The sequence below is a fragment of the Blautia sp. NSJ-175 genome (assembly GCF_022867815.1).
In the GTDB taxonomy this organism is placed as follows: Bacteria; Bacillota; Clostridia; order Lachnospirales; family Lachnospiraceae; genus Blautia; species Blautia celeris.
Genome location: NZ_JALIFQ010000001.1, coordinates 714,639 through 731,339, shown reverse-complemented (window position 1 = coordinate 731,339; position 16,701 = coordinate 714,639). Strand labels below are relative to the sequence as shown.

The following is a 16,701-nucleotide window of genomic DNA, read 5'->3' as shown; positions in this document are numbered from 1 at the left end:
ATAAACAAAGACATTCTTTGACAAAATCCATCAAATTTTTCTCTGCAATGATAGTATGCGCAGAAAAAAAGCATTTCACAAAGGTAGTTTTTTCAATTTTAAATATACCTTGACAGGCGAGGTATATATATGCTTTAATGTAGCTAAGAAAAGGAGGTATGCTATATGTCAATCGCTTCTGATTTGATTCGCGGCCATACCGATACGATTATACTGGCGCATCTGCTGGAAGGCGACAGCTACGGATACAAGATCAATAAAGAGATACAGAGAAAGACCAGTCAACAGTATGAACTTAAAGAAGCCACCCTCTATACTGCTTTCCGGCGTCTGGAGGAAGCCGGCTGTATTTCTTCCTACTGGGGCAATGAACTGACCGGAGCCCGCCGGCGTTACTACTCCATCACCCCGGAGGGAGAACGGACTTATGAACGTCTGAAAGAGGAGTGGAATACAGCGAAACAATTAATTGATATCCTGATCCAATCAAAAAAGGAGGATGCAGCAGATGGAAAATAGACTCAGAGAATATATGGATGATTTATTCGGAGAAATCCCCCCTACCAAACAGGCAGTGGAACTGAAAGAAGAGATTCTGCAGAACCTCATAGACAAATATCATGACCTTCTGGCGGAAGGCAAAAGCCCGGAAGCGGCCTTCAATATTTCCGTAGCCAGTGTAGGCGACGTGGATGAACTGCTGTCCGGACTGACTGCAGGCTATACTCCACACCCCTGCCAGGACCAGGAAACCTATATAAAGCAAAAACGGAAATCTGCCCTTTTGTTTTCCACATCCATAATGCTTTATATTTTATGTGTATTACCTGTCATTATTGCCGACAGCGTGGGCTATGACATCATCGGCGTATGCCTGATGTTCCTTATGATCGCCACTGCCACGGGGCTTCTTATCTATAACCACATGACACGTCCCCGCTATGCAGCCAATGACGGGACCATTATAGGTGATTTCAGAGAATGGCAGGAATACAACAGCGGCAGCCGTCAGACCTTCCGCGCTGTCAACAGTGCTGTCTGGACTCTTGCCACAGTCCTCTACCTGATCATCAGCTTCAGCACCATGCGCTGGAATGTGACCTGGATCATCTTTTTGATCGCCGCTGCGGTTCAGTCCATCATCCGAGCAGCTTTTGAGCTGAGAAAGTAGGTAAGCCATGAATAGAAAAACATCCGCGGTCATCCGCATAATCTGCTGGTCCATCATTGCTGTGGCTCTGATAGCTGTACTCATACTTGGCCTCAACAAAAGATGGCACTTCACACCCTTTCAAACCGGCGGCTGGAGCTACCCGGAAAGCAGTAAATACACAGCCGGCCCCGCAAAACTTCCCGCAGATAAAATCAAGAATATAAATGTAGACTGGCTTGACGGCAGCGTCACCCTCACCACCGCAGACACTGACAAACTGACCGTTAATGAAACCAGCCGCCAGAAATTAAGCACAGACAAACAACTCCATTATTATTTAAAAGATGACACTCTCCTGATCCAATACCGCGGTGCCACCAAAAATCTGATCTCTACCTTCAGTAACGGCCTCTCCAAAAAACTGGAGATCCAGATTCCGAAAAAATATGCCGCCTCCTTCAGGGAGATTGTGGTAGACGGTGTCTCATCGGACCTCAGCCTGGAAAATCTGAAAGCGGAAAAACTGTACCTGGACAGTGTATCCGGAGACATCACTCTGAAAAACATAAAAACTGACACCCTGACTGCAGACACCACCAGCGGCTCTCTGGATTCCACTGCCCTGATCGTTACCACCTCTGCTGTCACCAACACCACCAGCGGCAGTGTAAATCTGGAAGGCACCATAAACGATATTCAGCATGACAGCGTCTCCGGAGATCTCCGTGTCCTCTCCGATATCTGTCCTCAGAAGATTCAGGCAGACACCACCAGCGGCAGTATACTTATCAATATCCCGGACAATCCCGGGTTCACCCTTGACTACGACACCGTAAGCGGCGACATCCACACCGACTTTCCCGCCACCGGTTCCGACTCCCATTTAACCTACGAGTCCGGACAAAACCACTTCCGCATTGAAACCACCAGCGGTGACATCACTGTCAGGAAAAACCAATAATTTTTTCTTTACACCATCAAAGTGCTGCTCCAAAAGCGAAACCGGGGAGGCCTGCAGGATACTCACACCCCGCAGGTCTCCCCGGCCTCCTCGCCGCTGCTAAAACCTCAGCACAATCTTCGTTCCCTTCCCAGGCTCACTATTCAGCACAATCTTAGCATGATGCAGCGCTGCCCCGTGCTTCACAATAGAAAGCCCAAGCCCGGTCCCTCCGGTCTTCCTCGAATGGCTCTTATCCACCCGGTAAAACCTCTCAAATATTCTCTCCTGCTCTTCTTTTGCGATCCCTATCCCGTTATCCTCTACGCTCCACCGCACACCGTCCTTTTCCCGTGCCAGCAAAACCTTCACATATCCACCTTCTTTATTATATTTGATGGCGTTATCCACAAGATTATACAGCATTTCATACAGAACATGCCGGACTCCCTGTATGGATACACTCTTTCCTTCCATGAGCACAGTCACACGCTTCTTCTTTGCGGGAAGCATGAGTGTCTGGCAGATATCCTGCGTCATCTCATACAGATCCACGTCCTCAAACGGCATATTTTTACTCTCATCCAGCTTGGATATCTCAATGATATCCTGCACAAGGCTGGTCAGCCTGCTGGCCTCATCATATATCCTGCCTGCAAACTCCGGTACATCCTGGGGCTGTACCAGCCCGTCCCGCATGATCTCCGCGTAACCGGATATGGACATGAGCGGTGTCTTCAGCTCATGGGACACATTGGCAGAAAATTCCCTGCGCACCATCTCAGCCTGCTTCAGCTCTTCCACCTGCTTGGCGATCTGCACATTCTGTTCATCCACCCTGTTTAAAAGAGGCCGCAGCTCCTCATAAGCCACGTGTTCCAGTGGATGCTCCAGATCCAGCTCATTGATTGGCGCGATCAGCCTCCGCGTCTGCTTCTCCACTACAAAAAATGCCAATGCCAGTATTGCGATCAGCAGAAGTCCCAGAAGCGTAAAGCTGGAAAGCATGGTGGAAAGAACACTGTCCGTCGTCTTAGCTACCCGCAGAATATTGCCGCCATTTAATTTGACCGCATAATAAAAAGTCTGCTTTGAAAGAGTCTGGGAAAAACGCACGACCTCACCGGTTCCCTCCTTCATGGCCTCAATGATCTCAGGCCTGTCCTTATGATTTTCCAGGTCTGATGCGTCCTTCTCTGAGTCATAGAGGATCGTTCCGTCAGGCTTTGCCAGGGTAATGCGGCTGGTAGTCAGGTCACCTGTTGTTTTGTTCAGATATTCCTTCCCCGTATTCTCCACCGCGTAGCGGATGTACTCGGCCTCATTCCTCACATCCTGCTTCATATAATGATTATATTTTCCGTACATAACAGCGCTTGCCGCAATAAAGGTCAGTATCACGGAAAGAACCACCATAATTCCCACGTGGTTCAGTATACGTTGTTTCATCTTCCATCTCCAATCCGATATCCCACTCCCCGGATGGTCTCAATCAGGTTGCCGCAGTCGCCCAGTTTCTGCCGCAGTGTCCGGATATGTACATCTACTGTCCTGGTCTCACCGTCAAAGTCATATCCCCAGATATGTTCCAGCAGCCTGTCGCGGCTCAGCACGATTCCCTGATTCTCCATCAGATAGCGGAGCATTTCAAATTCTTTCAATGTCAGTTCCACTCTCCGCTGTCCGTCCATTACCTCGTGGCGGTCCACATTTACGGAGAGATTTTCACAGCGCAGGATCTTGTCCTGTGTCTGCCTACTGCTTCTTCTCAGCACAGCCCGGACCCGGGAGATGAATTCCATCATGCCAAAGGGCTTTGTAATATAATCATCAGCCCCTCCGTCCAGTCCCCGCACCTTGTCATATTCCGCCTCCTTGGCTGTCACCATGATTATGGGAATATCCCTGGTCCTGTGCTCCTTTTTCAATTTTTCTAATATAGCATATCCGTCGTCACCGGGAAGCATAATATCCAGAAGAATCAGTTCCGGAATTTCATCCTCCAATGCTGTGAAGAGCTCTTTTCCGTCACTCAGTCCTTTGGCCTGAAATCCGGTGGTGCCTAATGTATATACAAGAAGTTCCCGAATATTTCTTTCATCTTCCACACAATAAATCATATGCGCTCCCTTCTCTGCCCATCTCATTCTATAGACAGTATACGCATTTTTTCGGGAGCGCACAAGAAAAATTTATGGAAGCTGGTAACGGCTGCGGGAGAGTTCCATCACTCTCTGGAATTCCGAGTTGTCTTCACGCTTCATATGTTCCAGGTAGCTGTGAGTGTCAAAGGTATCCTCAGGCACCTGGGTGATACAGACTGCAATGTTGGAGCAGTGATCTGCTATTCTCTCCAGACTGGTGGTTATATCCGAGAGGACAAATCCCTGTTCTATGGTACATTTACCTTCTCTCAGCCTGCGGATATGGCGGCTTTTCAGCTCCATATTCAATTCATCGATCACCTGTTCCAGAGGTTCCACACTTTTGGCCATCTCCTGATCCTGCCCAGCAAATACTTTGTATGCGGAGTCAAAGATATCCTCAACCGCTTTGGCGATCACATGCAGTTCCTGCAGTGCCTTATCGGAGAATTTCATATTTTTTGAATACATTTCTTTTGCGGACTGCATAATATTTACCGCATGGTCAGAGATTCGTTCAAAGTCCCCGATGCAGTGGAGCATAATGGACAAGTCGTGGCTGTCCTTCTGATTCAAATCCTTCTGGCTCAGTTTCACCAGATAGGTTCCGAGGGCATCCTCATAGCGGTCCACATGGTCCTCCAGGGTCACCACCTCTTCCGCTTTCATCTCATCATATCTGTCAATGAGTGACAGCGCAGTGTGCAGAGAATCCTGGGCCTCTTTTGCCATTTTATCCACTACATGACGGCTCTGCTCCATGGCAAATGCCGGTTTATCCAGGAATCGCACATCCAGAAGCTGGGTCTGCACATCCTGTACAGCCGGTTTTGTCTCCTCCTCCTTGTCGCGGATCGTGAGTTTTGCCAGCTTCTCCAGGCCTCTGGAGAAAGGAAGCAGAAGCACAGTTGCAAATACGTTAAATGTTGTGTGTACCACTGCAATGCCTGCCGCGTTTGCCGCATGTCCCATAAATCCAAAATGGATGAAGGAATTCAGGGTGTAGAACAGAATCATGAAGATAACTGTACCGATCACGTTAAAGTATAAATGCACCATGGCAGCACGCTTTGCATTTTTCTTGGCTCCTACAGCGGAGAGAAGTGCTGTTACGCAGGTACCGATGTTCTGGCCCATGATAATGGGAATGGCAACGTCAAAGCTGACTGCACCGGTTACGCAGAGGGCCTGCAGGATACCCACTGATGCGGAGGAACTCTGGATCACTGCCGTCAGAATGGTACCGGCGATCATACCGAGAATCGGGTTGGAAAACTGTGTCAGAATCCCTGTAAATTCAGGTACATCCGCCAGCGGCTTCACTGCGCTGCTCATACTGTCCATACCGAACATGAGAACGGCAAATCCGATAAATATCATGCCGATGTCTTTTTTCTTCTCACTTTTGGCAAACATAAGGAAGGCAACGCCAACAATGGCCAGGACGGGTGAGAATGTGGAGGGTTTAAAAAGCTGTATGAAAAAATTGTCACTTTCGATTCCGGAAAGACTCAGAATCCAGGATGTAATTGTTGTACCGATATTGGCACCCATGATAACGCCAACTGCCTGAGAGAGTTTCATGATGCCTGAATTGACGAAGCCAACTACCATTACGGTGGTTGCTGATGATGACTGGATGACTGCGGTTACGGCAGCGCCCAGGCCTACGGCTTTCAGGGGATTTGAGGTCAGTGTCTCCAAAATCCTCTCCATTTTGCCGCCTGATACCTTGGCCAGACCGTCACCCATGACATTCATTCCATATAAAAACAAAGCCAGACCGCCGATTAAGGTCAAAATACTAAAGAAATCCATACTTTTTCTCCTTTTCCTTTTGTAGCAAGGCATACTTATTACCTTTTATTCTTTCCTTATTGTAGGGGAGGTATGTAAAATCTTTTATTGGGGTTTTGTAAAATCTGTGTAAAATTTTCATTATTTAAGAGAGAATAGAATATGGGGGGAGGGATTTTGGCATATGCGGACGGCGAAGGAGGGGCATAGGGAAAGGGATTCATCCGACGTTCCGCTGGTGGGCAGCTAACCTGCTGGCATTCACTAAATTCGTCGGATGAGGCCTCCTCATTAAGTGACTGCCGCAGGTGGATCTGCCCGCCGCTCCACTAAACCTACTGAATCCCTTTCCCTATGCCCCTCCTTCACCTGGGATATAATGCGGAATATACAGGGCGGATGTTCTTGAACTGTGCGGTTTAGTGACGACAGGGGAATTGTTGTCTGATAACATGGTTGTACAGGATATTTGTCTGGTAAGTCTGATGTCGTGGTTTCGTGCTTTGTGGGTTTTATGGGTTTATTTTTGAGCGGTATTTTTAAGGTTGGAGATTTTAAATGTATTGTTGAAATAATAATAGTAATATAAGTGTTGATATTTATAGTAATATTAATTGATTTTATTTTTTAGTATTTGTGTTTGTTATTGATAGAATTATTAATTATTTAGTTTTGAGATGATTTTGGTTAGAGTTTTTAATTTGCCGAAAGCATAAAGTATTTTGGGTAAAGAAGCCGCTTACGGTTTTCCCGGCAGCGGCTTGTGAGAGTAGAGTTATAGATTTTGTTCTGAGAGAATTTTTTCAAATTTCTTTTCGGATAGTATTTCGTTTGTCAGAAAGGTTCCGTTGTAAAAGAGACTGTATGTGGTAAATGGGGATGGGGCATTTTGCGCCTGGTCCTTTGATTCAAAGCGTATTGCTTGGAAGGGTACGCCTTTGTCTTTGGCCAGATTCTCGATGAGAGGAACGTATTTCGCCGTAAACGGACATTGGTGGCTGTAATAGAGAACAAAGCCCTTCTGCTCTGATTGTGGTGTTTTTACCTGCTCTCTGAACTGCGGTTTCCCGGAAGTTTTATCGAAAGGCAGGTATAGTAGTTCGTAGTACGGCATTGCTGTATCTGCCAATTGGAAGCCTTTATATCTGAGGAAGTCCGGGTCAGAGAGATAGGGCCTTTTTTTGGGTGATGAAAGAACTGCCAGACCTTTTTTGCCCTTGGCCCTGCTGTCTTTGATGCACTCGTCCAGAAGCAGGGTGGAATATCCCTGCCCTTTGAATTTTCCGGAAACCCACAGGCAGTCAATGTACATATAGCCTTCCGCTAATATGGGAGCCCATGCCTCCTCCGCGGGAATATATTCGATAAAACATTTTCCCCGGACATCACATTTTTTGAACATCAGTCCTGCATCTAACTGCCGGGCGATCCACGCTTTCTTGGCTGCCACCTGACAGTCCTTATTATTGGAAATTGCACAGCAGATATGCTCTTTTTCAAGATTTTCCTTTGTCAAAGTAATTACGTCCATTTCATTTCTCTCCTCTTCTTAAATATGATCTATATTGCCCGTTCATTTTTGGACCGGATCAGGACCGTCATAGACTGCCATAGTTTATTAAGCTAATAAACGGCTGCCTGTCATCTGAACCCTCTTTATTAACAATTATTCCCCGGTTAAATAAAGTAACCTCTTTTTTTCATTTGATTATAAACAGTATACTATAAAAAACATGACATAGTATGTCATATTTATTCCCTCATTATGTTAAAGACATTGTCAGCCTTCCCCGGCTGTAGTATACTCAGACTTATACTACACTGCAGGAGGATGCCATATGAAAAGAATGCTTTTAGTCTCCATGTTTCAAAATGTTGGGGATATATTAAAAACAATTGAACCAAATCTGAAAAATAAGACCGTAACCTTTATCCCCACCGCAAGTCTTGCAGAAAAATTAGGTTTCTTTGTAAAAATAGGCAAATGGCGTCTGAAAAGGATGGGACTTAAAGTAGAAGAATTAGAAATCTCCAGTTCATCTTATGAAACAATAAAAAGTAAACTGGAGAAAAACGATATAATATATATCAGGCGGCAACACCTTTTTCCTTCTTCAGGAATTAAAAAGAACCGGCGCAGACAAACTGCTCATCAAGGAAATAAACAATGGAAAGCTATACATCGGCGAATCCGCCGGCGCGATCGCAGTGGCTCCTGATATCCGCTACAGCGCTGAAATGGACAAACCGGAAAAAGCCCCTGATTTAAAAGACTACACCGGCCTTGATTTAATTGAATTCTATGTAGTTCCCCACTACAAAAACTGGGAATTAGGAAAAGCTGCAGAAAAAATAATCCAAAAATACGCAACCACATTAGATTTGAAAATAATCACCGACAATCAGGCAATCCTCATAGAAAATGATACCTGGAAACTACTAAACAGATAGACAAAAAACAAGTCCCCACCCCGCACGGATTTCCTTCCCGCATTCCACCACCAGGCGAAAGAGACGGTACGGCAGGAGCGGGAGGGGGAGATACAGGCTGGCGTGTGTTTAGCTGAGGGGAGCGCAGCCAGGAGCCAGGCTGTATCTCCCCCTCCCGCTCCTGCCGCGCCGTTTCTTTCGCCGTCCGCCAAATGCCATATCCCCTCATTTTCACCTAAACTCCGGAATCACAACCCCCTCCCCATTCCTCATGGCCGACTCATGCCCGCAAATCCCCGCAGCCGTCCAATCAGCAGCCGTATACACATCGATCATCGGCTCCCTCTCCTCCACAATACTCCTGACAAATTCATTCACCAAATGCGGATGAGATCCATGATGACCGCCCCCCTGCTTCATATACATATCAGGATTATCCGGGTCCAGAATGGCAAATTCCGTAGTATACTTTCTGATCTCCTCAGGCAGAATCTCCGCCCTATTCGGACAATGCACCTCCTGCCTGCTAATTACTCTTCCCCTGCTGCCAATATTCGTCTCTGCCATTCCCTCCTCAAAAGCATATACATAAGGATCTTCTTCCTCAAAATTCCACTCAAAAGACATCTTATCCCCAAAGACACTGAATCCCTCCACATACTCATGGGCCGTCTCAAACAAAGAACGTGTGACATCTGCGGAAGTCTTCCCATCCTCCAACTGAAAGACCGCTGTCTCCACCGGATAAGGATTTCCATATTTCTGAACCAGCTCATCCCGCATGGTTCCGCTTCCGAAACAGTGTACCTTCGCTGCTCTCTGTCCGCTTAAAAACAACAGCGGCGACACCGCATGCGTTGCATAATGCAGCGGCGGAAGGCCTTTCCAGTAATCAGGCCACCCTTCCATATCCTGAAAATGCGTTCCTCTCAGATATTGAATCCGGCCCAGCTTCCCCTGATCGATCAAAGATTTAACATACAGGCACTGATATGTATAAACACTTGTCTCCATCATCATATAGTTTTTTCCGCTCTTTTTCTTTGCCTCTATGATATTCCTGATCTCATCCAGCGTTGTCGCCATGGGTACAGTCACAGCGCAGTGTTTTCCCGCATTTAATGCCTGCACGGCCAAATCCGCATGTGTATGAATATTGGTTAAAATATGCACAGCATCCACATCACTGTCCAGCAGTTCCTGATAATCCCTGCAGCACTTGCTAAACCCAAACTTTCTCGAAAAATCCCTGAGCAGTTCCTCATTTTTATCACAGATGACCACCTCCTCCACATCCGGATGATCTCTATAAATAGTCGGAAAAGCGCCTCCGAAAACAAGCCCTACAATCCCCACCTTTATCTTTTTACTATTCATTCTGATTCTCCTTTATTCCTGTATTTTCCGGTATTCCTTTGGAGAATATCCGGTTGCCTTCTTAAATCCCATACTAAAATAATATTGACTGGAATAACCCAGTTCGCTGCTGATCTCTCCTATTTTTTTATCTGTCTCTACCAATAGTTTTTTTGCCTGGAGGATTCTGAGACTGCTGATATAATTCACCAGGGTACTGCCTGTCTGTTCTTTAAAAATACGGCAGATATAATTAGGACTCATACTGAAAACCTTTGCGATCTGTCCCAGACTCAAATCCTCTTCCCTGTAATTTTCCTCGACATACCTCTTGATCTTAGAAACTGTCTGCGTCGTATCCTTAGCAGTATAATTCCTGATCTCACGGCATGAAGCTATAAGAATTTTCTCTAAATATTCAAGAATATCAGAGGCATAGACCATGGCGTTTAGTTTCTGCAGACTTATTAAATCCTTCACCTTTTCCTCCGGAAGAAGACCGCAGACCTGCGTACTTAAAAATGTAGTGACAAAGAAAAGCAGATACGACCTTTTGATCCGATGCTTTTCCATATAATTCCGTATCTCAGTACACACTTTATCAATTTCTCCGAAATCACCGCTTGTCAGACCGTCCGTCAGCTTTTTTTCAAAATAATCAAAGCGCGTATAATCCGATAATTCTTTATCTGCATAATCATGAATATGAAAAACCTGGTTTTTCCCCAGAACAAAACGATATTCCAGTGCCTGCGCAGCAGCATCCGCGGCATACTGCAGCTTTCTGATATCGTCCACCCAGTATCCGATTCCGACGTTGATATCCACACCTGTACCTTTTTCTGCCAAATCCCGGATATACTTTTTCAGCAGATGTACCAATGTGTTCATAAGAAAGTTTTCTTTTTCTCCAAATACAATGCAGAAAACATCCGTCTCCATTAAAAACGGTCCCCAAAATTCCTGGGTCTGATAATACTGAGACAGGTTTCGGCAGATTTCAGCACAGATTGCTTCCCCTGTGATATCACTTTTTCCTGTTTCCACTGCCGCCATAATACAGTTAAACTGCATTTTCCGCAGATCGGATTCCAGAATCTCTTCCAGTTCTACCCGGTCCAGTTTACTGCTCTCTTTACTGTCCTTCAAAAGCTTTTGAAAAAAGGCTTCCCGATAAATGCCGTGATTGTTCTCATAAACATGCTGTACCTGCTCCTCGTGATGCTTTTCTTTGCCGGCCTGCAAAATACGCTGGCTCAGGAATTCATAATCCACAGGCTTTTCCAAAAAATCATATACCCCAAGCTGAATACCTTTCTTTGCATACTCGAATTTACTGTATGCACTGATAATGATTATTTTTATATTTCGGCCCAATCCGTTAATGTACTCGCAGAAACTAAGGCCGTCCATCCCGGGCATAACAATATCCGATATTATCACATCAGGCTTTGATTCATCCAGGCTTCTCATGGCTTCCTGGCAGTTGGAATAGAACCCCACCGGGTTCAGTCCATATTCTTCCCATCTCACCTGCGTTTTCAGAGCATTCAATGTTAAGATACGATCTTCAATCACCATTACATTTATCATGACTTTCCATCCTTTACTGCTTTATACTTCCCATCATGAGGCCGCCCATAATATTTTTTTCAAAGCAGACAATAAACAAAATTGCCGGAAGCAGCATCATACATCCCGCAGCGCTGATCGCTCCCCATGGCATCTGGTACTGATTCATCTTTGGAATTGATGACATTAACATGCTCATCACCTTCACATTTTTAGTAGTAAACATCAGCGGTGTAAAAAATTCATTCAGACATGTGATAAAATTAATAATACACAGGGTTGCCATGATCGGTTTCAGCAGGGGAAGTATGATCCGCACAAATGCTCCTGCCATAGTCGCCCCGTCAATTCTGGCTGCCTCCTCCAAAGAAGACGGTATCTGACTGATGAAACCGGAATACATGATGGTTGAAAACGGGATCAAAATGGAAAAATACAAAACCACCAGTCCTGCAAATGTATCACTCAGCCCCAGATGACGCCATAATGTCATAAGAGGGATAACCGTTACCGTGCCTGGTATCATGGTAGAAAACATGATAAAGGCAAATGCCGCATTTAACCCTTTCGTCTGACATCTTGAAAATCCATAACCGGCTAACGCACATAGAAAAACGGATAGAACCAGGGAGACCGCTGTAATGATAAGCGTCCCTTTCAGATATTCCGTAAGTCCTGCCGCCTGGAACAACTGCCTGTAATTATCAAGCGTCAGATGAATCGGCTTGTACTCTATAGGCGATTTAAACAAATCCACCTGCTGTGTAAAAGAGGATTTTATGATCCAGTAAACAGGCCACATAATAATAAATCCCACAATGATAGTCAAAACCCATAGGAACATTTTCTTCTTCCCGGACATTTTCATACTCATCCCCCCTTAATAGTCCACTTTTCTGTAAATCGATAATCCCACGACTCCATAAACCGCTGTCGCTAAAAACATGACCACAGTGATCGCTGACGCCATTCCGTAATTCATATTTTTTGTTGCTTCCATATAGAGCCTGTAAGCCAAAAGGGATGTGGATGTTCCCGGCCCTCCCTTTGTCATTGCATATACAATCTCAAAGCTGTTGATCTGAGAAACACCGATGAAAATAATCATTATAATAAAAGTTCTCATAACATAGGGCAGCGATACATGAAACAATATCTTCCAGTCATTAGCCCCGTCAATCTTAGCTGACTCAAACAGTTCTCCCGGTATTCCCTGAAATGCTGCCAGCATGATAATTCCAAAGAAGGATACATTCTTCCATATATTCACCATAATAACGGATATCTGCGCTCCCGATCTATCTGAGAGCCAGTTAAAGTGATACCCTGCAAACCCTATTCTTCTTATCAAATCATTTATAATCCCATAAGTATCATCAAAAGCCCAAAGAGCAGCTATAGATACAACGATCATAGACAGCCCCCATGGAATCAAAGCGATAGTCCTTATCAGCTTTCTTCCGCCGAAATTCTGTTTCAGCAAAAGGGCAAGTCCGATTCCCAGTACAATGATCGCCAGTAAGGAAACCACAGTAAAAACCAGTGTAAAAGACAAAGACTCTAAAAACTGTTTATTTGTGGTAAGTTTCTTAAAATTCAGCAGACCTGCAAACTTTTTTGTTCTCCGAATCAGATCATAGTCCAGCAGACTATAGTAAAACATCGTCACGACCGGATATATGGTTGTCCATGCCCGAATCAACAGAACCGGAAGAATGCAGATCCATGCAAATAAAATTTTCCGCTTTGTGAGCGTCAGTTTTTTCAACATTACATTCCCCTCTTCCAAATATTTTCAAAACGGAGGCTGCAGATACTACAGCCTCCATCCGCCTTAGTTTTTGCCTAATAGCTCATCAATCTGCTGCTGTCCTTTTTCCAGGCATTCCTCATAACTGATCTCATCCATAAGATATTCCTGAAGGGTTCCGGTCACTGTGTCCATATATTCACTGTGTCTCTCACTTAACGTCCTGGCCTCAAAAGCATTGTCCTCCACATAGGACTTATGCTCTTCCACAGTCAGAAGATCTTTTGTCAGTTCCGGATCATCCCATACACTCAGATTCGCTGTCGGTGAAAATCTACCGCATGCTTTCACATACGCTGCCTGCGCCTCTGGTGTTGCCATAAATTTAATATATTCCTTTGCAGCTTCCTTTTTAGAGGAATTTTTGTTCACCACCCACATCCAGGAACTCATGGGTGCCTTATTGGTCACAAAGGTGGGCATAGGTGCACAAATAATCTCATCACCATATTTTCCTGCTTCCGAAAAAGAGGAGGAGGCAGATGACCACTGAAAATACATAGCCGCACTGCCATCGGTGAACTTCTGGTTGCCTGTCTCAAAATCCACGCTAAGATTATCAATGCTCGTCACCCCATAGGTGTGGACCAGATCATACATGAATTTAATGGCTTCCTTTGTCCCGTCCAGCGTCCAGTCATAGAAATTACCGCCAAACATGAGACACCAGCGGTTCAGATTATCCTGCAGATGCGAAGCCTTGTCCCAGGCCTCCAGCAGTCCGTACTTTCCGTCTTTTGTAAGAGCTTTTGCAGCTTCAATAAACTCTTCCTGATTCGTAGGTATGGCAATCCCGGCTTCATCAAACATTTTCTTATTGACAAAGAAAAGAATTCCCCCAAAATCAGCCGGTACTCCGTATACATGACCGTCCTTCTTTAAAAATTTATCTGCATATCCATCCATAAATTTATTTAAATCTTCTTCTGTTATCACATCATCTATAGGCTCCAAAAAGTCAGCGCTCATAAATGATAACTGCATAATCTCATCAATAAAGTACACATCCACAGAGTCATCTCCCGATGCCAGCATGGTAGTTGCTTTATTTACCGTATCCGCATACAGCAGAGGCTCTGCCTCAAAGTTGACTTTAAAATCCAGATTTTCCTCCACCAGTTTTTTAAATGCCTGTCCATACTCATCCTCATTGATGGCTGCAGTATAAACTGTTATCTCCGTCTCCTGGGTTGTTTCCTCCTGTTTTGCTTCCTTTTTGCCTGCACCGGCATCCTCTTCTGCGGAAGTACATCCTGACAAAAGCATAGTCCCCGTCATAAGCACAGCAGTCCCTGCTGTCATCTTTCTTCTCCAATTTCTTTTCTTCATACCATACTCCTTTTTCAGCTCTTAGAATCTCCTGCGCAAAAGAATCTGTAATTAGTACCGCTTGTTCAGCTAATATTAAGATATCACATCCATTTAGGAAAATCATACAATTTATTATCTATTTTTTAAGATATCATATCCATTTTAACATAAATCATTTTTATTCCTTTTAAATTTTGCTATAATATTGCCAATAGAAAAACAACCGGAGGCTATTATGAATAAATTCAAAAAATCCTTTCATAAACATTTTTCTACCTTTCGATCCAAGCTGACTGCTGCCTTTATTTTAACATCCATGATCCCCCTGCTCCTCTCCATCACTATAGCCATGTTTATCATCAACAGCTATCTGAAAAAAGAAACCATAAACCAGCTTATCTCAGACGCCAGCCTGGAAGCGCAGCAGATAGAAGCACGTCTTGGTCAGATCATTGACATGCAGAATGCGCTCTCTTCCCTGTTCTCCTCCTCACTGACTCCCGATAACGCCTCAAAAGATATCTCCTCTCTGGCACTGTCGCGTTTTGAATCTCTGCGCGCCAATGTCACCAGCCTGGAGTATGTCTATAATGTAAAGAAAATCAGAATATACTCTGACTATTTTCCATTCACCGACGGGGACAGTTTTCATTTTTTCCCTCTCGCAGACCTGGATACCACTGCCCTTAATCAAATCGCATCTGAGTCCTCCGGTGTCAACCGCCTGAAAACAGTGTCCCCGGCCGACGTTTCCTCCGCCGGCACAGCCAGCTTTTACAAAGCGATCAAAAATATAAACGGAACCATCATTGCTGTTTACTATATCGATATAGACTTGCCCAACACCATGAAAAGCATCCTGTCTCCCAACGCGGATACAACAGCCCTCACTCTTTTGGACTCTGCATCCACTCCTTTATACAGCAGCACTGAAAACCTGACCCTTTCCGATCCGCCAGACATCTGCGAACAAAACAAAGTATTCTCCTCCGAAGACGCCCGTTTCCAAATCTTAAAGAAAAGCAGATTTACTGACTGGTATTATCTTTTTGAATCATCAAAGGGCAGCACCAAAATAGTAAACCAGGCCCTTCTGGCTGGCTATCTGCTGGTCTTTTCACTGACTGTACTTTTATGCATCATTGCCGTCATCATATTCCCCATCACCCTGTCCAAACGCATAAAATACTTTTCCAGTACCATCAATAACATCCCTGATAAAGACCTTGCATCCGCCAGCGCCGCTGAAGCCATCCTGGATACCCTTGTAAATAACAACACCCCCGGTGATGAAATAGACTCCATAATCATAACATTCAGCAACTTATTCAAGAAAAACACACAGCTCAACACTGCCATAAGACAGCATGAGCTGGAAATTGAAAAATCAAAATTCACCATACTTCAGGAGCAGATCAATCCGCATTTTCTATATAACTCCCTGGATACCATACGCATATGCATGCTCATGGACAAAAAAGAGACTGCCTGCCGTCTGATCCAGTCCCTGTCCCAATTTTACCGCATCTCTCTGAGCAAAGGAAAAGACATCATTACCATCGAACAGGAACTCCGTATGATAGAAGCCTATCTCCAAATCGAACAGGCCGGCTATGACGGAAAGATCACATGGAAAATAAGCTGCAGCGGCCAGGCATCCTCCTTCGGAATCCCTAAATTCACACTGCAGCCCATAGTAGAAAACTCCATCATACACGGAGATTTCGCCTCATCACCTACACCCCTGTCAATCACAATAACCGTGGAATACAAAGAATCGATCAAGATAATCCTAAAAGACAACGGCCCCGGAATTCCTCCGGACCGCCTGAAAGAACTGAACCGCCTGCTGGCCTCCCAAACCCTGGTCCCCACCACGGGCTACGGCCTCCAAAACTGCAGCCAACGCATCCGCCTCCACTACGGCCCCGCCTATGGCCTCCAAATTACCAGCACCCCAAAAGGCACCCAAACCACCCTGACTCTCCCCCCAATACTCCCCTAACCCTGCAGTTCCCCACTGCGTTACCCTGTTTTCTCCCCACTTGCCCCAGCTGATTAATGAGGACGCCCTTGCTGACGAATTTAGCAGCCGGGAGCAAGTTAGCTGAGGGGAGCGCAGCCAGGAGCCAGGCTGTATCTCCCCCTCCCGCTCCTGCCGCGCCGTTTCTTTTGCCGTCCGCCAAAT

General features: G+C 45.2%; 13 protein-coding genes and 1 pseudogene. 5 read left to right on the top strand and 9 right to left on the bottom strand.

Annotated features, from left to right (window positions below):
- Positions 1 to 165: 165 nt before the first annotated feature.
- From MUB35_RS03305 to MUB35_RS03295, 3 genes are read left to right on the top strand one after another with little or no spacing between them, the layout of a single operon-like run.
- Entirely contained in the window at positions 166 to 519 is a 354-nt protein-coding gene (locus MUB35_RS03305; RefSeq protein WP_033140838.1) for a PadR family transcriptional regulator, read from the top strand.
- Positions 509 to 1,171: a permease prefix domain 1-containing protein gene (locus tag MUB35_RS03300; RefSeq protein ID WP_033140837.1), complete on the top strand. Its 663-nt coding sequence runs from the start codon at positions 509 to 511 to the stop codon at positions 1,169 to 1,171. Before MUB35_RS03305 ends, MUB35_RS03300 begins: the two co-directional genes overlap by 11 nt.
- 7 nt (positions 1,172 to 1,178) lie before the next feature.
- Positions 1,179 to 2,114 (top strand): DUF4097 family beta strand repeat-containing protein, encoded by a 936-nt coding sequence (locus tag MUB35_RS03295; protein WP_244805775.1) that lies wholly within the window; start codon positions 1,179 to 1,181, stop codon positions 2,112 to 2,114.
- Positions 2,115 to 2,213: 99 nt separating this feature from the next.
- Here the strand turns inward: MUB35_RS03295 and MUB35_RS03290 are convergent, their stop codons facing one another.
- The 4 genes from MUB35_RS03290 to MUB35_RS03275 all read right to left on the bottom strand — a co-directional run bounded on the left by MUB35_RS03290 (position 2,214) and on the right by MUB35_RS03275 (position 7,565).
- Positions 2,214 to 3,542 (bottom strand): sensor histidine kinase, encoded by a 1,329-nt coding sequence (locus tag MUB35_RS03290; RefSeq protein ID WP_244805774.1) that lies wholly within the window; start codon positions 3,540 to 3,542, stop codon positions 2,214 to 2,216.
- A complete protein-coding gene (locus tag MUB35_RS03285) occupies positions 3,539 to 4,213 on the bottom strand; it encodes a winged helix-turn-helix domain-containing protein (protein ID WP_033140834.1) in 675 nt (224 codons plus the stop codon). Before MUB35_RS03285 ends, MUB35_RS03290 begins: the two co-directional genes overlap by 4 nt.
- A 72-nt stretch (positions 4,214 to 4,285) precedes the next feature.
- Positions 4,286 to 6,055 (bottom strand): Na/Pi cotransporter family protein, encoded by a 1,770-nt coding sequence (locus MUB35_RS03280; RefSeq protein ID WP_033140833.1) that lies wholly within the window; start codon positions 6,053 to 6,055, stop codon positions 4,286 to 4,288.
- Positions 6,056 to 6,809: 754 nt separating this feature from the next.
- Positions 6,810 to 7,565, bottom strand: coding sequence for an N-acetyltransferase (locus tag MUB35_RS03275; RefSeq protein WP_227211722.1), 756 nt, complete (start codon positions 7,563 to 7,565; stop codon positions 6,810 to 6,812).
- Between the two features lie 307 nt (positions 7,566 to 7,872).
- On the opposite strand from MUB35_RS03275, the pseudogene MUB35_RS30990 reads away from it, so the two are divergent.
- Positions 7,873 to 8,485, top strand: a pseudogene (locus tag MUB35_RS30990) (Type 1 glutamine amidotransferase-like domain-containing protein).
- Between the two features lie 210 nt (positions 8,486 to 8,695).
- On the opposite strand, the gene MUB35_RS03260 reads toward MUB35_RS30990, so the two are convergent.
- The 5 genes from MUB35_RS03260 to MUB35_RS03240 form a co-directional block, all read right to left on the bottom strand.
- Complete coding sequence (locus tag MUB35_RS03260) at positions 8,696 to 9,841, bottom strand: Gfo/Idh/MocA family protein (protein ID WP_244805772.1); 1,146 nt, start codon at positions 9,839 to 9,841, stop codon at positions 8,696 to 8,698.
- Positions 9,842 to 9,853: 12 nt separating this feature from the next.
- Positions 9,854 to 11,413: a response regulator transcription factor gene (locus MUB35_RS03255; protein WP_033140829.1), complete on the bottom strand. Its 1,560-nt coding sequence runs from the start codon at positions 11,411 to 11,413 to the stop codon at positions 9,854 to 9,856.
- Between the two features lie 13 nt (positions 11,414 to 11,426).
- On the bottom strand, positions 11,427 to 12,260 hold the full coding sequence (locus tag MUB35_RS03250; RefSeq protein WP_052099365.1) for a carbohydrate ABC transporter permease: 834 nt from the start codon (positions 12,258 to 12,260) through the stop codon (positions 11,427 to 11,429).
- 12 nt (positions 12,261 to 12,272) lie between these two features.
- The gene (locus MUB35_RS03245) at positions 12,273 to 13,163 is read right to left on the bottom strand and encodes a carbohydrate ABC transporter permease (RefSeq protein WP_052099360.1); all 891 of its coding nucleotides are present in this window, start codon (positions 13,161 to 13,163) and stop codon (positions 12,273 to 12,275) included.
- 63 nt (positions 13,164 to 13,226) lie between these two features.
- Positions 13,227 to 14,531: an ABC transporter substrate-binding protein gene (locus MUB35_RS03240; protein ID WP_244805771.1), complete on the bottom strand. Its 1,305-nt coding sequence runs from the start codon at positions 14,529 to 14,531 to the stop codon at positions 13,227 to 13,229.
- Between the two features lie 217 nt (positions 14,532 to 14,748).
- Between MUB35_RS03240 and MUB35_RS03235 the strand changes: the two genes are divergently transcribed.
- Positions 14,749 to 16,518, top strand: a complete 1,770-nt coding sequence (locus tag MUB35_RS03235; RefSeq protein WP_033140826.1) for a sensor histidine kinase — start codon at positions 14,749 to 14,751, stop codon at positions 16,516 to 16,518.
- The last annotated feature ends 183 nt before the right edge of the window (positions 16,519 to 16,701 follow it).